A 19,191-nucleotide genomic window follows, 5' to 3' on the forward strand; every position below is an offset into this window, starting at 1 on the left:
GGGCGTGCCGCCCGGTTTCGGATGATGGGCGCCGCGGCGGAGCTTGGCCGCTACAGCCGTCCGGCGTACCGGCCGGTCCGCGGGCGGCGGGCGCTACATCCGCGCGAGCTTGTCCAGGACGGGGGCGGCCGCGCGCAGCCTGGCCCACTCGTCCTCGTCCAGGCCCTCGGCGAGGGCGGTCAGCCAGGCGTTCCGCTTGCGGCGGCTCTCCTCGAGCATGGCCTCGGCCTGCTCGGTCTGGCTGACGACCTTCTGCCGTCGGTCGTCGGGGTGCGGCGCCAGCCGGACCAGCCCCTTGGCCTCCAGCAGGGCGACGATGCGGGTCATCGACGGCGGCTGGACGTGCTCCTTGCGGGCCAGTTCGCCGGGGGTCGCGGAGCCGCAGCGCGCGAGGGTGCCGAGGACGGACATCTCCGTCGGGCTGAGCGACTCGTCGACGCGCTGGTGCTTCAGGCGTCGGCCCAGCCGCATCACGGCCGAGCGCAGGGCGTTCACGGCGTCGACGTCCTCGTCATGGCCGTGGGACAGATCAGGCATGTTTTTTAGCGTAACTCATTACCCACGCTAAAGACCAGGGGTATACCCGTCGAGGGCAGGCATCACCCGAAGGAGTGAGTTCAGGCCGGAAACCGACCCAGCGGCGACCGCTTCCCGGTGACCCTGGCACGCATGGGATCGACAGTGCTCAGCCTGCGGATAGACGGTGAGCTGCTCGACCGGCTCCGGCAGCATGCCGCACGACGGCAGATGACCGTCCAGGACTACGTGGTGCGCACGCTCGTCCGCGACGACTTCGACGAACGTTTCAAGACCTCGGTGGACGAGACGGAGAGGTTCTACGGTCGGCCCGCCGCCTCCGAGGGGCCCCGGCCCGTCGCCTCCGAGGGGCCCCGGCCCGCCGCTCCCCTCCCCCGCGAGGAGGGTACGGGCGCGGTCGGGGCGGGTCCGGCGGACCGCCCCGACCGGCCGTGGGGGGAGCCGGGTCAGGTCAGGCCGAGCGCCGGCATCGCGTAGTAGAAGACGAACACCGCCGACACCGCGTACATCGCGACCGGGACCTCGCGGCCGCGCCCCGCGACCAGGCGCAGCACGGTGAAGGCGATGAAGCCGATGCCGATGCCGTTGGTGATCGAGTACGTGAACGGCATCATCACCATGGCCAGGAAGGCGGGGACGGCGATGGTGTAGTCGCTCCAGTCGATGTCCCTCACGGAGCCGGCCAGGATCAGGAAGCCCACCGCCAGCAGGGCCGGCGTGGCCGCCTGCGAGGGGACCATGGTGGCCAGCGGCGTCAGGAAGAGCGCCACCGAGAACAGCAGGCCCGTCACCACGGACGCGAGGCCCGTACGGGCGCCCTCGCCGACACCGGCCGTGGACTCCACGAAGCAGGTGTTGGCGGAGGCGGAGCCCGCACCGCCCGCGGCGACCGCGATGCCGTCCACGACCAGGACCCGGTTGATGCCGGGGAGGTTGCCGTCGCGGTCCATCAGCCCGGCCTCGTCGCCGACGCCGAGGATGGTGCCCATCGCGTCGAAGAAGCAGGACAGCAGCACGGTGAAGACGAAGAGGCAGCCGGTCAGCAGGCCGACCTTCTCGAAGCCCCCGAACAGGCTGAACTCCCAGAACAGGCCGAAGTCGGGCGCCGCCACCGGGTTGCCGGGCCACTCGGGCGTGGTCAGGCCCCAGCTCGGGACGTCGGCGGCCGCGTGGACGGCCATCGCGAGGGCCGTCATCACCACGATGGAGATCAGGATCGCCCCGGGGACCTTGCGCACGAGCAGCGCCAGCGTCAGCAGGGTGCCGAGCACGAACACCAGGACCGGCCAGCCGGTGAGGTGCCCGCCGGTGCCCAGCCCGAGGGGCACGGTGGTCCCGGCGGCGTCCGGGACGCGCGAGACGAAGCCCGAGTCGACCAGGCCGATCAGCATGATGAACAGGCCGATGCCGATCGCGATGCCCTTGCGCAGCCCGAGCGGGACGGCGTTCATCACGCGCTCGCGCAGCCCGGTGGCCACCAGCAGGATGACCACGAAGCCCGCCAGGACCACCATGCCCATGGCGTCGGCCCAGGACATCCGGGGGGCGAGCTGGAGCGCGACGACGGTGTTCACCCCGAGGCCCGCGGCGAGGGCGATCGGGACGTTGCCGATCACACCCATCAGGAGCGTGGAGAAGGCGGCGGTGACCACCGTGGCGGTGACCAGCTGGCCGCCGTCGAGCTGGTGCCCGTACATGTCCTCGGCGCTGCCGAGGATGATCGGGTTGAGCACCAGGATGTAGGCCATCGCGAAGAAGGTGGCGAACCCTCCGCGGACCTCCCGGGCGACCGTGGAGCCGCGCTCCGAGATCGCGAAGTAGCGGTCCAGCCCGTTCGCGGGCCGGGGGACCGGCGGCGGCAGGTCGGGGGTGTCGACCGTGGCGGTGGCCGAGGAGGGCATGCGGAACCTCAGTCGGGCGAGGGGACGGGGAGGCACAAAAAACCGGCTGGGTCTGGAGCTTCCTCCGACGGGAACCAGTCAGCCGTAATCGGTTTCAGTATGAATATATGAGGGGAAGATCGCTATCTCCGCGCGTAGAGCCTTGGGGCGCACGGGGTCCCGACGCCGGGGGCCCGCGCCCTTCGCCCGGCCCCGGGCCCGGCCCCGGACACCTGTCAGCCCCGGCCCCCGGACCCGCCCGGACCCCCGTCGGCCCCGGCCCCCGGCCGACCTACACTGGCCCCATGGCGAAGTGGACCCCGAGGCACGAGGCACCCGAACCCCTTGAGGGTCCGATCGTCGCCACCATCACGGGCGGCACGGTCCTGTGGTTCGCGCTGTTCCTCGTACAGGTCCCGTTCTACGGCTGGTTCGACGACCGCGACCTGACCTGGTGGGTGTGGACCTGCCTGGCCGGCGGCGGCCTCGGCCTCATCGGCATCTGGTACGTCCGCGGACGGGACGCCGCCATCAGGCGCGCGCGGGCGGCCGAGGACGCTGGCCCTCCGGCCCGGGAGCCGGACCCCTCCTCCCCCGCCTCCTGACCCCTCCGGGACCGCCGCCCCGCGCCGCGCCCCGGGACCCGGCACCCGCCCGTGGTCCCCGCGGACGATTCGCCTACGCCCCCGGTCGGATCTTCGGCACCCTCGGGGGGTGAGGCGGCTGCCCGCCCCGTACCGTCGGAACATGACCCAGCGGGCGGACATCGACTCCGACGGCCCCGAGCCGAACGGCCACATCCCCGGCGGCAGCTCCGCCGTCGGCGCAGGCGCCGAACTCGACCCCGTACACCCCCCGCAGCCCCCTCCCGCCCCCGGAGCGGGCGCGGCACCGGCCGCGACACCACCCCAGGCGGGCGCGGCCCCCGCCGCCGCGGCGGAGCCGCCCGCGCGCGGGCTCACGGCCGCCGAGGTGGCCGAGCGCGTCGCCCGGGGCGAGGTCAACGACGTCCCCCTGCGCAGCTCCCGGTCCACCGCGGACATCGTCCGCGGCAACGTCTTCACCCGCTTCAACGCCATCATCGGCGTGCTGTGGGGGATCATGCTCTTCGTCGCGCCGATCCAGGACAGCCTCTTCGGCTTCGTGATCGTCGCCAACACCGGCATCGGCATCGTCCAGGAGCTGCGCGCCAAGCGCACCCTCGACTCCCTCGCGGTGATCGGCGAGGCGAAACCGCGCGTCCGGCGCGACGGCGTCGGCGCCTCCGTGTCCACCTCCGAGATCGTCCTCGGCGACCTGGTCGAACTGGCCCCGGGCGACAAGGTCGTGGTCGACGGCCTGGTCGCGGAGGCCGACAGCCTGGAGGTCGACGAGTCGCTGCTGACCGGCGAGGCCGATCCCGTCGTCAAGCACCCCGGGGACACCGTCATGTCCGGGTCCTTCGTCGTCGCGGGCGGCGGCGCCTTCACCGCGACCAAGGTGGGCCGCGAGGCCTACGCCGCCCAACTCGCCGAGGAGGCGTCCCGCTTCACCCTGGTCCACTCCGAACTGCGCTCCGGCATCTCCACCATCCTCAAGTACGTGACCTGGATGATGGTCCCGACCGCACTCGGGCTGATCATCAGCCAGCTGGTCGTCAAGGACAACGACCTGCGGAACTCCATCGCCCGGACCGTGGGCGGCATCGTGCCGATGATCCCCGAGGGCCTGGTGCTGCTCACCTCCGTCGCCTTCGCCATCGGCGTGATCCGGCTCGGCCGCAAGCAGTGTCTGGTGCAGGAACTGCCCGCGATCGAGGGGCTGGCACGCGTCGACGTCGTCTGCCTCGACAAGACCGGCACCCTCACCGAAGGGGGCATGGACGTCACCGGGCTGCGCCCCCTCGGCGGCGCCGACGAGGCGTACGTCCGGAAGGTGCTGGGCGCCCTCGGAGCGAGCGACCCCCACCCCAACGCCTCCCTCCAGGCGATCATCGAGGCGTATCCGGACGACGAGGAGTGGCGCTGCACCCAGTCGCTGCCGTTCTCCTCCGCGCGCAAGTACAGCGGAGCCGCCCTCAGCGAGGGCGACGGGACGGACTCGACCTGGCTGCTCGGGGCCCCCGACGTGCTGCTCGACGGCCACGACCCCGCCCTCGCGGAGGTCGACGCCCTCAACCGCGAGGGCCTGCGGGTCCTGCTGCTGGCGCAGGCCTCCGGCGACCTCGACGGGCCGTCCCCGGCCCAGGGGGCGAAGCCCGCCGCCCTGATCGTGCTGGAGCAGCGGCTGCGGCCCGACGCCGCGGACACCCTGCGCTACTTCGCGGACCAGAACGTCTCGGCCAAGGTGATCTCGGGCGACAACGCGGTCGCCGTCGGCGCGGTCGCCGCCAAGCTGGGCCTGCCCGGGGCCTCGGCCACGGTCGACGCCCGGAAGCTGCCGAAGGACCCCGAGGCGATGGGCGAGCGCCTGGACGAGGGCGCGGTCTTCGGACGGGTCACCCCGCAGCAGAAGCGGGACATGGTCGGCGCGCTCCAGTCGCGCGGCCACACCGTCGCGATGACCGGTGACGGCGTCAACGACGTGCTGGCGCTCAAGGACGCGGACATCGGCGTCTCCATGGGCTCGGGCTCCGAGGCGACCCGTGCGGTGGCGCAGATCGTCCTGCTCAACAACAGCTTCGCCACCCTGCCGTCGGTGGTGGCCGAGGGCCGCCGGGTGATCGGCAACATCACCCGGGTGGCGACGCTCTTCCTGACGAAGACCGTCTACTCGGTGCTGCTGGCGATCCTCGTCGTCTGCTGGCAGGTGGAGTACCCCTTCCTGCCGCGGCACCTGACGCTGCTGTCCACGCTCACCATCGGCGTACCGGCCTTCTTCCTGGCCCTCGCGCCCAACACGGAACGCGCCCGGCCCCACTTCGTGCGCCGGGTGATGCGCTACGCGATCCCCTCCGGCCTGATCGCGGCCACCGCCACCTTCTCCACCTACCTGCTGGCCCGCTCCCACTACAGCGGCACGGCGGCGCTGGACGCGGAGACCAGCGCGGCCACGCTGTGCCTCTTCCTGGTCTCGCTGTGGGTGCTGGCGATCATCGCCCGCCCCTACACCTGGTGGCGGATCGCCCTGGTGGCGACGATGGGCGGGGGCTTCCTGCTGGTCCTCGTCGTCCCCTGGCTGCAGCACTTCTTCGCGCTGAAGCTGGTCGGCACCGTGATGCCCTGGGCCGCCGTCGGCATCGCCGCGGCCTCCGGCCTGCTGCTGGAGTTCGTCTGGCGCTGGGTGGGCCGCCGCTTCCCCGCGTGAGCCCGGGTGGGGCCGGGGGGGCCCGGGGTGGGGCGCGTGAGCCCGGGTGGGCTCGGGTGGGGCGCGTGAGCCGTGAGCCGCGTCAGCCGCGTGAGCGGGAGGGCCGCGAGGGCGACCCGACGGGAAGGGGCCTCCGCCGATGGCGGAGGCCCCTTCACCCGGTCCCACGAACCGGGCGCGTCAGAAGGCGCCGTTCAGGCCGTGCCAGTCGTCGTCGACGACCACACCGGCGGCGACCCCACCCGTGCCGCGGCCCGCGTAGATGAGCTGGCAGCCGACGCCGCGGCACTCCTCGGAGAGCCAGTTGGACCTGGTGGTGGCCAGCAGGTCGGGGTGGCCGTCGGCGTTCCCGTCGACGGCGACCAGGTCCTTCATGGTGTTCCAGCCGCCGGAGCCGATGAGCTTGCGGGCGCTGACCCCGCCGGTACGGCCGGGGTAGAGCCAGAGCCTGCCGGTGGCGGCCTCCCGGGCGTAGAGGTCGGGGTGGCCGTCGCCGTTGGTGTCGCCCATGGCGAGCAGGGTGTTCATGCTGTTCCAGCCACCGGCGCCGATCAGCTTCCGGCTCCCCAGAGCACCGGACGCGGTGCCCGGGTACAGGTACAGCTTGCCCGTCGACTTCTGCACCGCGATCAGGTCGGAGCGCCCGTCGCCGGTCAGGTCTCCGAAGGCGGTGATGTGGGTCATGCTGTTCCAGCCGCTGACCCCGATCAGCTTCCGGGAGGTGAAGCCGCCGTTGCCCGAACCCGGGTACATCCAGAGCCTGCCCGTCGACGCCTCCCGCGCGAGGACGTCCTCCCGCCCGTCACGGCTGAAGTCACCGTGGCGCGTCAGGGCGCTCATCCCGTTCCAGCCGCCGCTGCCCACCAGCCGACCCGACTGGTCACCGGGCAGGAACCACAGACGGCCCGCGGTGTCCCGGACGAGGACGTCGGACCGGCGGTCGCCGTTCATGTCCGCGAAGTCCGTGCTGCTGCCCGCGGGCGAGGCGTACCAGCTCGGGTAGGCCGGCAGGGAGCACTCGCGCGCGGTGGGCACGAGTTCCACCGAGCTGACCGTGCCGCTCGCGAAGCCCCACTCCGTGCCCTTGGGGTCCGGGTCCCACACGTCGGTGATCCCCTGGAAGTTCGCCCCGTCGTGCAGGCAGGCGAACTTGGAGGTGTGGTTCACGACCGCCTGGAAGGTGTTGTCCCAGCTCCCGAGCGTCGCCAGGGCGGTCCTGGTCTTGAACATGGTGCCGGTGCCGTCGGTGGTCTTCCAGGCGCAGAAGTACCCGGACGGGCAGTCGCTGATCGCCGCCTGCGCGGGCGCCGCCCCCGCGCCGAGCACGGCGAGGGACGTGAGCCCCAGGGTGGTGGCGAATGCCGCCACCCGCCGGAGCAGAGTCGAACGCATAGCTGTCTTTCCCCTCCCTGAAGCGGCACGGAGAAGGCTCGACGCACCGCACGACGAAGATATCTCGCCATCATGATCATGCCACCGACGGCCCCGCCGTCCGGTCCGGCCCCACCGTCCGCACCGGGCCCGCCGACCCGCCCACGGGGGAAGGGCCTCCGCCGGGCCCGGGTCGCTCAGCCGTCGGCGCGCGTGTAGGTGAGGAACACCGCGCCGCTCCCGAGAACCGTGTGGTCCGCGAGGGTCCAGGTACGCGGGTCGAAGGCCGCCTTGCGGGAGAACAGCGGGATCCCGTCGCCGATGGTCAGCGGGCCGACCTTGAGGATCAACGTGTCGATCTCGGCGTACAGGGAGCCCGCGAGTTCACCGCCGCCGAGAAGCCAGATGTCCTTGCCCTCCTGCCGCTTGAGTGCGCGCACGGTCTCCACCGGGTCGCCGGCGACCAGCTCGACGGCCGGATCGGGGCACTCGGTCAGGGTCCGCGAGAACACCAGATGACGCAGATGGGGGTAGGCGTTGGCGATCCCGGCCGCCAGGCCGATCTCGTAGGTGCGCCGCCCTTCGAGCACGGTGTCGAAGTGCGTGCCCTCCGCCGTGACGGACAGCGCCTGCCGCGCCTGGACCGGCAGCGTCTCCGGGTACTCGGCCACGAGGTGGCGCAGGTAGTCCTCGGGCACGGGCCAGAAGCCGTCCGGGCCGGTGGGGTCCGCGCCGTCCGGGCCCGCGATGAACCCGTCGAGAGTGGTGGCGATGTAGTAGACAAGCCTGCGCATGCCGGGCACCTTCCGTCGTCGGCTGTCGTGGCGCCCGGTCCGGGGCCGCAGGGCGGCGTGCCGGGTCGCGGACCACCGGGCGATCATGGCACCCGATCGCCGGCACGCCCACCGGGTTTCCGCCCCGGAGCCCGCCGCCCGGAGGGAACGGCCCCGGCACCCCCTACCCCCTTGCCCCGTACTCCAGTTCCGCCCAGACGGTCTTGCCCACCGGCACCCGGCGCTCCACCCCCCAGCGCTCCGCCAGGGCGTCCACGAGGACCAGCCCGCGCCCCGACTCCTCGTCGGCGCAGGGCACGCGGACCGAGGTCGACGGCCGGGCCTCGGCGGCGTCCGCCACCTCGACGCGCAGCACACCGCGGCCGCCCCCGTCCGCCTCCCTCAGTTCCAGCCGCAGCCCGAAGTCCCGCCCGCGCACCCGCCCGTGGCGGACGGCGTTCCCCGCGAGTTCCGCCACCACCAGGGCCGCCGCGCACGCCAGCTCCGAGGCGGGTGGATGCCCCCACTCGCCCAGGTGCCGCACCGCGACCCGCCGGGCCAGGCGCGCCCCTCGCGGCGTCGCCCCGAACTGCGCCCGGAAGCAGACGTACGGGGACCGCTCCTCCCCCGGCCCCTGCGGTACGCGGGCCACCGCGTCCGGCCCCTCCCCCGCGTCCGCCCCGTCCGCCGCACGGGGCGTACCGTCCGTGTCCGCCGTGGTGTTGGTCCTCGCCACCCGTGGTCCGTCCCGCCTGCTCGCATCCGCGCCCACCCCGATTCGTGTACGGGGTGTGACATTCCGTACCCCAGCGTGGCGGGACGGCTCTAGGCTCGGGAAGGGGGTCGAGCCTTACACCGTGAGCCGTAAGAAACGGAAGGGATCCCATGGCCAAAGCGGTCGAACCCGAGGAGTCGATGGCGGCCCTCTTCGGCGCCCAGGTGCGCCGGTTACGCCTGTCGGCCGGACTGACGCAGGCACGCCTGGGGGCCATGACCCATGTGGTCGGCACCCGCATCACCCAGGTCGAGCGCTGCTCCGGGGCCAAGCCGACCCTGGAGCTGGCGAAGGCGCTGGACGCGGCGCTGGGTGCCGACGGGCTGCTGGTCGACCTGTGGCCGCACGTCTACCGCGAGTCCTTCCCCGACTGGTCGCGGACCTTCATGGCATACGCGGCGCAGGCGGTGGCGATCCGCGAGTACACCGCCCATGTGGTGCCGGGCCTGCTCCAGACCGAGGACTACGCGCGGGCGCTGCTGGGGGTCGACCTGGATCTCAGGGACGAGGCGCAACTGGAGGAGCGCCTGACCGCCCGGCTCGCACGGCAGAACCGGCTCGACGGCCCCGGGCGCCCGGAACTCCTCGCGATTCTCGACGAGGCCGTGCTGCGGCGGCCGGTGGGAGGAGAGGAGGCGATGCGGGAGCAGCTCGCCCGGCTCGTGAGGACGGCGGCGGAGCGGCAGTCCTGCATCCTGGTGCTCCCCTTCGCCCATGGAGAGCACGACATGCTGGGCGGGTCGCTGACCGTTCTGCGCCTGCCGAACGGCACGGAGGTCGCCTACTGTGAAGGCGCGCACCACGGGCAGCTGTTCGAAGACCCGCACGAGGTGCGGAAGTTGGCGGAGACCTACGACCGGCTCCGGCTGGCCGCGCTGCCCGCGCGCAGGTCGCTCCGCCTGATCCGATCGGCAATGGAGGACTACCGTGACCCGAGACTCCCGTCCCGCTCCGACCGCCGCCGTCTGGCACAGGAGCAGCTACAGCAACCAGGCGGGCGGCAATTGCGTCGAGGTGGCGCACGGAACCCCCGGCACCATCCCCGTCCGTGACAGCAAGAACCCCGACCGCCCCAACCTCACCTTCCACACCGCACCCTGGACCACCTTCCTCACCCACCTCAAGCGGGAGGAGCGCGACGGGGAAGGCCGGCTCCCGGCATGAAGGGACCACGTCCCGCTCCGACCGCCGCCGTCTGGCACAGGAGCAGCTACAGCAACCAGGAGGGCGGCGACTGCGTCGAGGTGGCGCACGGAACCCCCGGCACCGTCCCCGTCCGTGACAGCAAGAACCCCGACCGCCCCAACCTCACCTTCCACACCGCACCCTGGACCACCTTCCTCACCCACCTCAAGAGCGGCCGGGGCGCGGTCGACCGGGGCTGAGCGGACCGCGGTCCGGTGGGGCGGGGAGCCGGGGGACGAGGGGTCGCCGGGGGCGGCCGGGGGGCGGTCCGCCGGGGACCGGTCGGGCGCGAACTCCCTTCAAGAACCGGGGAAAAGAACCCTCCCGCCCTCCCTCCCCTCCCGGCCTCACCCGGACGGGTGAACGGCTTGCGGGGCCGGTGAGCGGGCGGCTACGTTCGCGGCAAAGACCCAGACACAGGACGGCCCCCGCCGGGACTGGCATCCCGATCGAGGGCCTGACCTCTCAGGAAGAAGACGCTTCCCGATGGCTGAACCGAAGTCTAACGCGCCCCTGCGCGCCCGCACCGGAACTCCCACCTCCGGCGTCATCCACGTCCGGACCCGGCTCACGGCCGACTTCGCCGTGATCGCCAACTCGCTTGCCCAGCGCCGGGGAAGCGCCGTCACGGTCGGCGTCGCGGCGTACATCCTCTCCCTCCCCGACGGCGCCCCCGTCCGCATCGACGCCCTCTGCGCGCACTTCACCGAGGGCGAGATCCTGATCTCGCGCGCCCTGCGCGAGCTGGAGGCGGACGGCTACCTGGAGCGCCGCCGCGAGCGCGGGCCGGGCGGCGTGATCCGCACCCGGACCTTCTTCCACGACGTGCCGGCCGACAGGGCGGGGGCCCAAGCGGGGGCCGAGGCTCCGTGGCCGGTGGGCGCGCCCGCTCCCGTGCCGGAGGCGCCCGCCGCGCGGCCGGACGCCCCGTCCCCGTCCGCCGCCCGCCCGGAGGCGGGCCGCCCCGCCCCTCCGCCCCCGGCACCGGATCCGAGGGCCGCCGCGCTGCTCGCCTCGCTGCGCCTGTCGGACCGGCGGCTGGTGCTCTCGCGCCACGAGGTCGACCGGCTGGCACCGGAGGTCGGCCGGTGGCTCGCGCTCGGCTTCGGCCCCGAGGAGATCACCGGGCACCTGACCGCCCGGCTGCCCGATCCGCTGCGGGCCCGCCCGGCCCGGATCCTCGCCTACCGCCTGCGGGAGCTGCCCCCGGCCCTGCCGGAACAGCCCCTCACCACGCCCCCGGCACGACCTGCCGTCCTGCCCTGGCAGACCTGCGACGGCTGCGAACGCGCCTTCCGCGCCCCCCTGCCCGGCCGCTGCCGCGACTGCCCTCCCCCTGAGGCGGCACGGGGCGCGGCACTGGCGGCGGCGTGCTGAGCGGCGCTGCCCCGAGGGCGCACCTCGTCCGAGGCTGGTTGTGGGACGATGCGGAGTCCGGAAACCGCAGTCGGAGCAGGAGGTGGAGACTCATGGTCGACAGGTTCACCGAAGGGCTTCTCACCCCGGCGGAAACCTCGGCACACCTGCAGATCCCTGCGTCGACCCTCGCGTCCTGGCTGAAGGGGACCGCGGCGGGGTCCCCCTTGGTCCACCAGGTGGCGGGCGTCCGCTCGGGGCAGCCCTCGGTTCCGTTCATCGCCGTTGCCGAGGCCCACGTTCTGCGGTCCCTGCGGGCCCTGGGGCTACGCATGAGTGAGATCAGAGAAGCGGCGGCGGCTGTGAGAAGCGCCTTCGACACGCCCTACGGCCTCGTCTCGCGACGTATCGCCACCGACGGCGTCGACATCTTCGTCGAGCACGGACTGGGCGATCTCCGCCGTGCTCGTGACGGGCAGGCACCGATCCAGGAAGTGGTCTCCGAGTACCTGCGCTACCTGACGTGGGATGCGGGCGACGACTTCCCGACCAGCCTCAGACTTCGCCCCTACCCGGATTCCGTTCCGGTCGTCATCGACCCGCGCTTCGGCCGCGGCCTCCCCGTGATCGCGGCCAATCGCGTACCCGTGAAGGCCGTGACAGACCTCTGGGAGGCCGGGGAGAGCATCGAGGACATCGCCTACGAGTTCGACATGGCCCCGGAGCAGGTGGCAGCCGTCTGCGAGGCCGTGGTCCACCTTGCCGCCTGAGTTCTTCCTCGACCGCAACCTCGGCAGGCGCGTTGCGGAGGAGCTGCGGATGCGCGGGTGGGTGGTGCACTGCATCGCCGATGTCTTCCCGACCGACGCCCAGGACGTGCCGGACGGGGAGTGGATCGCCCACGGCCTCGACCGGTCGTGGGTCCCGCTGTCGAAGGACGGCCGTATCAAGACCCGGGACCTGGAGATCCGTCCGGTGCGGGACCGCTCGGGCGTGCTCTTCCACCTCGACAACCAGCAACTGCGCAGCATCGAAATGGTGCAGCGCCTCGACTCCCATCGCAGCGCCATCCACCGCGCCGTGGAGAAGGGCGGGCCTGCCGCCTACGCCGTCCGCCGGGACCGGATCGACCGCACCTGGCCCTGACGGAGCGCTGAACCTCTTGCCTCGGGGGCACTGCTCTCCGTGACCGGCCCGGATCGTGGTCCCTGCCTCCCCGGACACCCGCCCCCGCCGCGTGGGACCGGCCCATGCGGCGGGAGGGGTGGCCGGGGGCGGTTTCGCTAGCGGCCCGAGTGGTCGATGACGTTGCCGTTGGAGCAGTTGTTGACGTGGTCGGAGACGTAGTCGCCCAGGACGGGGACGACGGCGACCTCCTGGAGGCAGACGGCGGCGGCGGTGAAGTCCCAGTTGTTCGCCCCGTTGACGCCTCCGCCGAAGTTGCTGTCGTCGTCGGCGTGGGCGGGGGTGGTGAGGGCCGCGGCGGCCAGGGCGAGGGTCACGGTCGAGATGATCTTTCGCATGATCGGGAGAACGACCTCCCGCTCCCCGGGTCACGCCCCCTCGCCCACCCGTGCGAGGGCCATCCGGCCGCCCGGCACACGCCGCTCTGCTGCCGCACCGCGGCCTGTACCGATGCCGACGGCCCGCTCACCAGGCTTGCGGCCCACGACAAGGTCCCTGTTTCGGCCCGTGCGGCTCTGGGCGGCTGAGCTGCGTGTCGGCGCCGTGGCGCAATCTCGTGGTCACGCGGGACAAGGTGGCGCAAGTGGAACACTCCTCTACGCGATGAGTTCTGCGGTGATCGTGAGTCTGTCTTCCTACGAGGGCGACAAGCCGATCACCGAGGAAAGAGACGGCCATGGGAGAACCTGAGCGCGTCAGAGATGTCTGGCCGATCGTGCATGCGGAGCGTGCGGCACTGATCCACGACCTTGAGAGTCTCGATGACAGGCAGTGGGAGCAGCAGTCACTTTGCGAGGGGTGGACGGTCCATGACGTCGTCGCCCACCTGGTCGACTCAGCTCGCACGACGCGTCTGGGCTTCGTGGTCGGCCTTGCCCGGGCACGGTTCGACTTCCATCGCCTGAACGCTCACGGTGTGGCGCGCGAGCGCGGTGCCTCACCGCTGGAGACATTGGCGCGACTTCGGCAGGTGGCCTCGCGGACGTCGACCCCTCCGGCGCCCCTTGACAGCCGGATCGTCGAGGAGGTCGTCCATGGTGAGGACATCCGCCGCCCCTTGGGACTCACCCGCCAGTACCCCCAGGATGCCGTCGTCAGGGCGCTTCGCTTGCAGGCTCGCACCCCGGCGTCTTTCGGCGGCGCCAAGGAGCTCGTGGCCCCTCTCCGTCTTGCGGCAACCGACGCTGACGTGTCGATGGGTAGTGGTCTGGAAGTAACCGGCCCTGCACTTTCACTGCTTCTCGTGACTATGGGACGGAGCGTGGCCCTCAACGACCTGGACGGCCGGGGAGTCAGTGCACTCAGGCAGCCGACCTGACGATCGTGGCCTTGCCCGATGCACTACAACGGCCCTTGACTCAGGCCGAGCCCGCAAGGTGCCCGTCACGCCGATACACCTTCTCAGACACAGAACGAGAAGGGCTCACTCCACAGGCTCAAGGGCTGCCCTGCAGGAATCCTGACGCCGAGTACGGAACAGCCTGGGGAACTGGTGAGGCGCTCAGCCGGTGCTTCGTGAGGTGTGCGGGGACCGGGCGAAGTCGGCGAGTGCACGGAAGTCGTCCTCCCGGAGGCCGATCCGCGGGTTGACGTGGTGGAGGAGCCCGGGGGCTTGGTGGTGGGCGTTCACGTAGGTCTGATCCGGCTCGCTCTGCTCGTCGTCCACCCAGGCGAAAGGACGGCCGCCCGCGTAGTCCACCAGCGGCCCGGTCTTCCAGTGGACTCCATCAGGGCGTTCCTGGAACAGAACGTCGCCGAAGTCCACGAAGGGGAGTACCGGAAGGCCCAGGGCCGGTGCAATCCACCGGTTGGCCTCGTCCATCCATGTGGTGGCCCAGCACAGCTCGAAGCCGAGCCGGAGCAGGATTGGTCCGTGCTCCGGGTTGAGCCAGACACGTAGTGGTCGTCGGGACGAGAGGCTCCTGTCGTCCTCGTGGGCGCCGTTCCGGGGGACCCTGAGCGTGGTGTAACCGTCAGGACGCCTCTGCGGCTTGGCCGCGTACGGGTTGAGCGGCCCGTCCACATCGAGGAACAGCAGCGGTCGGTTCACGGTTCTCCCGGGCCTTGCTCACAGTGGACTGCCCCGATCAGCGGAACTGCGGCCTCGCCTCGGCGGGTGGCCGCCGCGTGGAGCGGCCGCGTGCGGACGGCCGCCCCGCCGCGGGCCCTACGCGTCGAACCAGCGGTCGCGCTCCAGCTCCGCCGTGCGGGAGGGGTCCTCCAGCAGGGCGGCGACCTCGAAGCGGCGCGGCCACTGGCCGGTCGCCCAGGCCAGGCCCGCCGCCACGCCCTCGAAGGTGGCCGCGTGGAGCACGCCGTCGGGGGCCCGGTACCAGTCCAGTTCCACGCCCGCGACCAGCAGCTCCTCGTGCTCCACATAGGTCTCGGGGGTGTCCGGGCCGAGCAGGGTGCGGACCGGGTCCGGGACCTCGTGCACCTCGCCGTCGCCCGCCACCCCGGCGGTGACCGTCTCGCTCAGCCGGCGGACCTGGAAGAGTTCCGCCAGGTCGGCCGCGCGCGAGGGGGCCACCGGCAGCAGGGGCAGGCCCGAGGCGAACGGGAGCAGGTCGGGGCTGTCGGCGACGACCGCGTCGACGGCGTCCACGACGGCGGCCTCACCGTCCAGGACCGCGCGGAGTTCGTCCGGAAGGGTGACCTGCTCCGGGTCGAGGTCGGCCATCGCCGTGTAGAGGCCGTGGAGCTGGGCGGGGCGGACCGGGCGGTCCGGGTCGGCCAGCCGGGACAGCAGCTCGGCCGCCCCGCCCGGCTCCTGGAGCAGGGCGGCCACGGAGGTCCGCACGCCGAGGGCGTGGAGCACCTGGGCGTCCTCGAAACCGGTGGTGTCCGCCGGGGCGTAGAGCCCGTCCAGCAGCGGATCCGCGCCCGAGGCCCGCAGCCCCGCCGGGCGGCGGCCGTCGAGCACCGGGTGGTCGCGCAGCCACCAGGCCGTGTAGGGGCGGACGGTCTCGGTGGTGCCGTCGGGCATCAGGACGCGGACCGGCTGGGTGAGCGCGTCCCGCAGCGGGGGCCGGGCCAGCAGGGCGAGCGCCTGCGGCCATCGGTCGTCGTCCACGAGGTCGAGATCGCGCACGGCGACCAGTTCGGTGGCCACCGGGGGGACCGGGCTGTCGGGGAGCCGGTCGAGCACGTCCTCGCACCAGACGTCGACGGCGTCCAGCAGGCCGACGTCGTCGGGTTCGGCGAAGTCGCCCTCCCGGGGCTCCAGTTCGTCGGGGTCGAGGACCACGTCGGTGGCGCGGACGAGGGCGAAGTCGGCCAGCACCCCGCAGGCGGCCAGCGGGGCCTCGCCCCAGCGGTCCGCCAGTTCCCGGTCGCACAGGGCGAGTTCGCCCTGACGCATCACCGAGGCGAACGCGCCTCCGGGCAGCACGAGTTCACCGGCCGGGGCGGGTTCGCCGTCCTCGTCCGGCAGGGCCAGCGCCCCGAGCCAGGGCTCGTCGCCCGGCTCCAGCTCGGCGTCCCGCACCAGGGCGAGCACGGTCTCCGCCAGTTCCTCGGCGTCGAGGGTGTCGGCGTCCTCGTCCCAGATCTCGCCCTCGTCGAGGGAGGCCGCGACGGCGGCCCGGACCTGGGGGGTCGTCAACACCGCGCGGGGGGTGGCGGGCAGTGCGCCGAGCTTCTCCAGCAGCGGGTGCGCCGCGTCCGGGTGGACCACCTTCAGACCGAGGCGGGCCAGGTGGGGCGGGGTGTCGGCAAGCGGCAGCAGGGTCTGGCGGGGGCCGATGGTGGTGCGGCCGTCGGCGAGCGGGACCGGCAGACCGGTGAGCCGGTCGGGGTCCACGCCCGCGAGGCTGTCGTAGAGCCTGCGCCACCACTCGGGGGCGCGTTCCAGCCCGGCGAGCCGGTCGATCGCCTCGGTCAGGGGAACCCGCGCCACCCCCAGGGTGCGCAGCTCCACCCGGCGCTCCAGGCCCGCGGGCAGCAGGCTCGGCAGCACCTCGGCGAGGACCCGCACGGTCTCGCCGCCCGCCCCTTCCAGCACCTCGGCCTCGATGGGCCGCAGCGCGGGGGGTGCCTCACGGTCCGGGAGGCCGGACGCGTCGCCGGTGAGGGCGGCGTCCTCGCGGGGCTCCGCCGCGGCGTCCTCGCGGGGCAGGGCGGGCTCCAGGAACGCGGTGCGCGGCAGCCGGTCCAGGATCGCGGCGCGCAGGGCGCCGTCCAGGGCGCCCTTGCCGAGCGGGCCGGGCACCAGGTCGATGGTGCCGGTGGTCACGGGCTGCCAGGCGCCCAGGAGTTCGGCGTACGCCTCGGCCGCGCGCTCGACCAGGAAGTCGGTCAGCGGGCCGGGGGCGGGGTGCCGCCGGGTCGGGTCCAGCGGCAGGGAGGCGATCAGCAGCGCGGGCACGCCCAGGGGCTCGTCGGTGGGGGTCGGCGCGTGGACCACGGGCGCGGTCTCCGGGCGGGCGGGGGCGCCCTCGGCGTCGGCCGGGACGGCCCAGGTGACGGACCAGTGCGGGCGCAGCCGCTCCTCGGTGGGGCGGTCCGCCAGCAGGGCGGGGTCGGTCGCTCCGGCGCGGCTCACCACCCGCCAGCGGCGCTCGCCGCGGGCGCTGTCGTCGAGGCGGACGTAGGGGCCGTCGGTGGAGCGGGAGACCCGGCGGACGCCCTCCGGTGTCTCCACGAGGAGCTCGGCGAGTCCGGGGAGGGTCAGCAGCAGGGCGTCGTCGATGCCGGCGAGCAGCCGCTCGACCAGGTCGACGGCGGCGCCGTCGCGCAGCGGCAGCACCACGACGGTGTCGTAGCCCTCGGGGGCGGTGCCCTCGGCGGGCAGCGGCAGGCGCAGCAGCGGCACATGGCCGTCGCGGCGCCGCAGCTCGTCGCCGAGCCCGGGGCTGGCCTGCGCCGCCCGGGAGACCATCTCGCGGGCCTCGGGCAGGGACCAGCGGACGCCGCCGTGGCGCCCGAGGACGGCGGGCTCGTCGCTGACGGCGAGGACGGCGGCGAAGCCGACGCCGAAGCGGCCGACGGACGCTTCCTGGCCCTCGCGCTTGGCGGAGGCGCGCAGGGTGCTCAGCGACTCCACTCCGGCGGCGTCGAGCGGGGCGCCGGTGTTGGCGGCGGCCAGCACGGTGGGCTCGCCGCCGGTGCCGGGGCGGAGGGTCAGCCGCAGTCGGCCGGGGACTCCTGCGCGGGCGGCGGCGTCGGCGGCGTTCTGGGCGAGTTCGACGACGAGACGGTCGCGGTAGCCGCCGAGCGCGAGGTCCTCCTCGGCGTTGGCGTCCTCCCGGAAGCGTGCGGGGCCCGCGCCCCAGGCGTCGAGCACCCCGCGCCGCAGCCGCGCCGTGGCGAACGGGTCGGCCCCCTCGGTGGTGTGGACGCTCACGCTGCGACTCCGCTCTGTGGGGTGGGGCTCTGCCCCGGGGCTGTGCCTGTGGCGAAGGTACCGCGTCCGGCGGCCGTGCCGCCCGGCCGCCCACCCGTTTCCGGTCCCCGTCGCCCCGGGCTCGGGGCGGGGGCGCCCGGGCACGGCGGAGCCGACGGCGGTGCGGCCGGCGGCGGGGCGGTCGCTGGCGGGGGCACAGGGCGGCCGGCGGGGGGGCGGGGCCGCTGGCGGGGTGCGCGGGCGCGCCGGGGCGGCCGCGCAGGGGGACGCGGGCCGGGGCCCGGGCCGGGCCCCCGGGGCGTCGCCACACGTGGCCGCCCACCATGTGTGGCCGCCACGTGTGGGTCGCCGCTACGTGTGGGCCGCCACGACGCGAGGCCGCCGCCAGGCATGGGCCGCCGCCACGTGTGGACCGCCGCTACGAGTGGCCGAGGTCCTCCGACTCGGCGTCGGTCTCGGCGGAGACCGACCCGCTGTCGCGGTCCGGGCGCAGCGGGAAGGCGTCCGCGGTCATCGAGTCGAGCACCGGCTGCGCCGGGACCGGCGGCTTCGGCATGACCGCCGCCTCCGAGTGGCCGCCGCAGCCGTAGGAGAGGGACACCACGCGTCCGTCCGCCGGGGAGAACTCGTTGGCGCAGATGCCGAAGGCCTGACGCAGCGACCCCGCGACCGGGACCAGGAAGCCGCAGGTCTGGCAGGAGGCCGGGGCCGCCTGCGCCATGGGCGTCTTCGGGCCGAAGGACTCGTCCCAGCGGTCGGCCGCGGTGTGCAGACCGTAGCGGGACAGCACCCGGGCCCGGCGCATCCCGAGCTCCTCGGCGAGGGACGCGACCTGGCCGCGCCCGTCCTTCTCCTCGGCCGGGGCCTGCGGCGCGCGGTCGGTGAGCTCGGCGTCCTCGGCGTCGACGCGCTCGGCGAGGTCGTGCGAGGGCGCCGGTGCGGCGAGGGCGGAGTTCGGCGGCGGCTCGTCCTCGGCGGTGTAGCCGGGCTCCAGGCGCAGGTCCTCGGCGTCCGTGGGGAGCAGGTCGCCGGGGCCCATGTCACCGGGGCGCAGGCGTTCGCTCCAGGGGACCCACTCGGGAGCGAGGAGGGCGTCCGGCCCGGGCAGCAGGACGGTCTCGTCGAGCGTCACGAAGCGGGCGCGGGAGGCGCGGGCCACCGTGACGGCCCAGCGCCAGCCCCGGTAGCCGGGCTCCTTGCACTCGAAGAAGTGGGTGACGACCCGGTCCCCTTCGGAGACGAGGCCCACGTGCTCGCCGACCACTCCCGGGGCCGCGGCCTCCTCGGCCGCCTCCCGGGCGAGGTCTACCGCCTCGGCGCACAGGCGGTCGGGGGTACGGCTTCGCGTCGTCGCAGCACTCACAGGTCTCGCTTCTCTCCTACGCCGTCTCACGGGTGCGCGTGCCGGGCGGGAGGTACGGGGCATGGGCGGAGCGGACCTTCGGGCCGCATCGACGTCCACGCCCGGACCGCTCAGTTTCCGGGCACACCTGACGTCAT

Annotated in this window: 19 protein-coding genes; 10 read left to right on the forward strand and 9 right to left on the reverse strand. The window is 73.6% G+C overall.

Translation table 11 applies throughout. The annotated features are described in order from the left end of the window. Positions 1-93: 93 nt before the first annotated feature. A complete protein-coding gene (locus ACGF15_RS20445) occupies positions 94-537 on the reverse strand; it encodes a MarR family transcriptional regulator (RefSeq protein WP_345613522.1) in 444 nt (147 codons plus the stop codon). 132 nt (positions 538-669) lie between these two features. On the opposite strand from ACGF15_RS20445, the gene ACGF15_RS20450 reads away from it, so the two are divergent. Further along, on the forward strand, positions 670-1,014 hold the full coding sequence (locus tag ACGF15_RS20450; RefSeq protein WP_362609411.1) for a hypothetical protein: 345 nt from the start codon (positions 670-672) through the stop codon (positions 1,012-1,014). On the opposite strand, the gene ACGF15_RS20455 is transcribed toward ACGF15_RS20450, so the two are convergent. Beyond that, complete coding sequence (locus ACGF15_RS20455) at positions 984-2,438, reverse strand: NCS2 family permease (RefSeq protein ID WP_345613524.1); 1,455 nt, start codon at positions 2,436-2,438, stop codon at positions 984-986. The two genes, ACGF15_RS20450 and ACGF15_RS20455, sit on opposite strands and share 31 nt — an antisense overlap. Before the next feature lie 284 nt (positions 2,439-2,722). On the opposite strand from ACGF15_RS20455, the gene ACGF15_RS20460 reads away from it, so the two are divergent. Together ACGF15_RS20460 and ACGF15_RS20465 are read left to right on the forward strand one after the other, a co-directional pair. Continuing rightward, positions 2,723-3,022: a DUF2530 domain-containing protein gene (locus ACGF15_RS20460; protein ID WP_392800746.1), complete on the forward strand. Its 300-nt coding sequence runs from the start codon at positions 2,723-2,725 to the stop codon at positions 3,020-3,022. A 142-nt stretch (positions 3,023-3,164) separates the two neighbouring features. Further along, the gene (locus ACGF15_RS20465; RefSeq protein WP_392800749.1) at positions 3,165-5,702 is read left to right on the forward strand and encodes a cation-translocating P-type ATPase; all 2,538 of its coding nucleotides are present in this window, start codon (positions 3,165-3,167) and stop codon (positions 5,700-5,702) included. Positions 5,703-5,882: 180 nt separating this feature from the next. Here ACGF15_RS20465 and ACGF15_RS20470 read toward each other — a convergent pair whose 3' ends face one another. From ACGF15_RS20470 to ACGF15_RS20480, 3 genes are all read right to left on the reverse strand, one after another. Further along, positions 5,883-7,094 carry an FG-GAP-like repeat-containing protein gene (locus ACGF15_RS20470; RefSeq protein WP_362609367.1) on the reverse strand — a complete coding sequence of 404 codons (1,212 nt, stop codon included), beginning with the start codon at positions 7,092-7,094 and terminating at the stop codon, positions 5,883-5,885. A 176-nt stretch (positions 7,095-7,270) separates the two neighbouring features. Next, a complete protein-coding gene (locus ACGF15_RS20475; RefSeq protein WP_392800752.1) occupies positions 7,271-7,867 on the reverse strand; it encodes a dihydrofolate reductase family protein in 597 nt (198 codons plus the stop codon). A gap of 163 nt (positions 7,868-8,030) precedes the next feature. Further along, complete coding sequence (locus ACGF15_RS20480) at positions 8,031-8,582, reverse strand: ATP-binding protein (protein ID WP_392800755.1); 552 nt, start codon at positions 8,580-8,582, stop codon at positions 8,031-8,033. A gap of 179 nt (positions 8,583-8,761) precedes the next feature. Between ACGF15_RS20480 and ACGF15_RS20485 the strand changes: the two genes are divergently transcribed. The 6 genes from ACGF15_RS20485 to ACGF15_RS20510 all read left to right on the forward strand — a co-directional run bounded on the left by ACGF15_RS20485 (position 8,762) and on the right by ACGF15_RS20510 (position 12,308). Further along, the gene (locus tag ACGF15_RS20485; RefSeq protein ID WP_345613809.1) at positions 8,762-9,673 is read left to right on the forward strand and encodes a helix-turn-helix transcriptional regulator; all 912 of its coding nucleotides are present in this window, start codon (positions 8,762-8,764) and stop codon (positions 9,671-9,673) included. Continuing rightward, on the forward strand, positions 9,636-9,785 hold the full coding sequence (locus ACGF15_RS20490; protein WP_392800758.1) for a DUF397 domain-containing protein: 150 nt from the start codon (positions 9,636-9,638) through the stop codon (positions 9,783-9,785). Before ACGF15_RS20485 ends, ACGF15_RS20490 begins: the two co-directional genes overlap by 38 nt. Further along, positions 9,782-10,006 carry a DUF397 domain-containing protein gene (locus ACGF15_RS20495; RefSeq protein WP_392800761.1) on the forward strand — a complete coding sequence of 75 codons (225 nt, stop codon included), beginning with the start codon at positions 9,782-9,784 and terminating at the stop codon, positions 10,004-10,006. The genes ACGF15_RS20490 and ACGF15_RS20495 overlap by 4 nt, the downstream gene beginning before the upstream one ends. Before the next feature lie 286 nt (positions 10,007-10,292). After that, on the forward strand, positions 10,293-11,183 hold the full coding sequence (locus ACGF15_RS20500; protein WP_392800764.1) for a hypothetical protein: 891 nt from the start codon (positions 10,293-10,295) through the stop codon (positions 11,181-11,183). 92 nt (positions 11,184-11,275) lie between these two features. Then, positions 11,276-11,932: a DUF433 domain-containing protein gene (locus tag ACGF15_RS20505; RefSeq protein ID WP_345613538.1), complete on the forward strand. Its 657-nt coding sequence runs from the start codon at positions 11,276-11,278 to the stop codon at positions 11,930-11,932. Next, positions 11,922-12,308 carry a toxin-antitoxin system, toxin component, PIN family protein gene (locus ACGF15_RS20510; protein ID WP_362609354.1) on the forward strand — a complete coding sequence of 129 codons (387 nt, stop codon included), beginning with the start codon at positions 11,922-11,924 and terminating at the stop codon, positions 12,306-12,308. The genes ACGF15_RS20505 and ACGF15_RS20510 overlap by 11 nt, the downstream gene beginning before the upstream one ends. Positions 12,309-12,445: 137 nt before the next feature. On the opposite strand, the gene ACGF15_RS20515 is transcribed toward ACGF15_RS20510, so the two are convergent. Next, positions 12,446-12,685, reverse strand: coding sequence for a hypothetical protein (locus ACGF15_RS20515; RefSeq protein WP_345613542.1), 240 nt, complete (start codon positions 12,683-12,685; stop codon positions 12,446-12,448). A gap of 338 nt (positions 12,686-13,023) precedes the next feature. Here ACGF15_RS20515 and ACGF15_RS20520 point away from each other — a divergent pair, with 338 nt between their 5' ends. After that, positions 13,024-13,665 (forward strand): maleylpyruvate isomerase family mycothiol-dependent enzyme, encoded by a 642-nt coding sequence (locus tag ACGF15_RS20520; protein ID WP_392800768.1) that lies wholly within the window; start codon positions 13,024-13,026, stop codon positions 13,663-13,665. A gap of 183 nt (positions 13,666-13,848) precedes the next feature. Here ACGF15_RS20520 and ACGF15_RS20525 read toward each other — a convergent pair whose 3' ends face one another. The 3 genes from ACGF15_RS20525 to ACGF15_RS20535 all read right to left on the reverse strand — a co-directional run bounded on the left by ACGF15_RS20525 (position 13,849) and on the right by ACGF15_RS20535 (position 19,054). Then, entirely contained in the window at positions 13,849-14,397 is a 549-nt protein-coding gene (locus ACGF15_RS20525; RefSeq protein WP_392800771.1) for a hypothetical protein, read from the reverse strand. A 117-nt stretch (positions 14,398-14,514) separates the two neighbouring features. Continuing rightward, positions 14,515-17,691, reverse strand: coding sequence for a sacsin N-terminal ATP-binding-like domain-containing protein (locus tag ACGF15_RS20530; RefSeq protein WP_392800774.1), 3,177 nt, complete (start codon positions 17,689-17,691; stop codon positions 14,515-14,517). A 418-nt stretch (positions 17,692-18,109) separates the two neighbouring features. Next, positions 18,110-19,054, reverse strand: coding sequence for a DUF3027 domain-containing protein (locus ACGF15_RS20535; protein ID WP_345613556.1), 945 nt, complete (start codon positions 19,052-19,054; stop codon positions 18,110-18,112). Positions 19,055-19,191: the final 137 nt, after the last annotated feature.

Source organism: Streptomyces sp. NPDC048001 (genome assembly GCF_043203115.1).
Taxonomy (GTDB): domain Bacteria; phylum Actinomycetota; class Actinomycetes; order Streptomycetales; family Streptomycetaceae; genus Streptomyces; species Streptomyces sanyensis.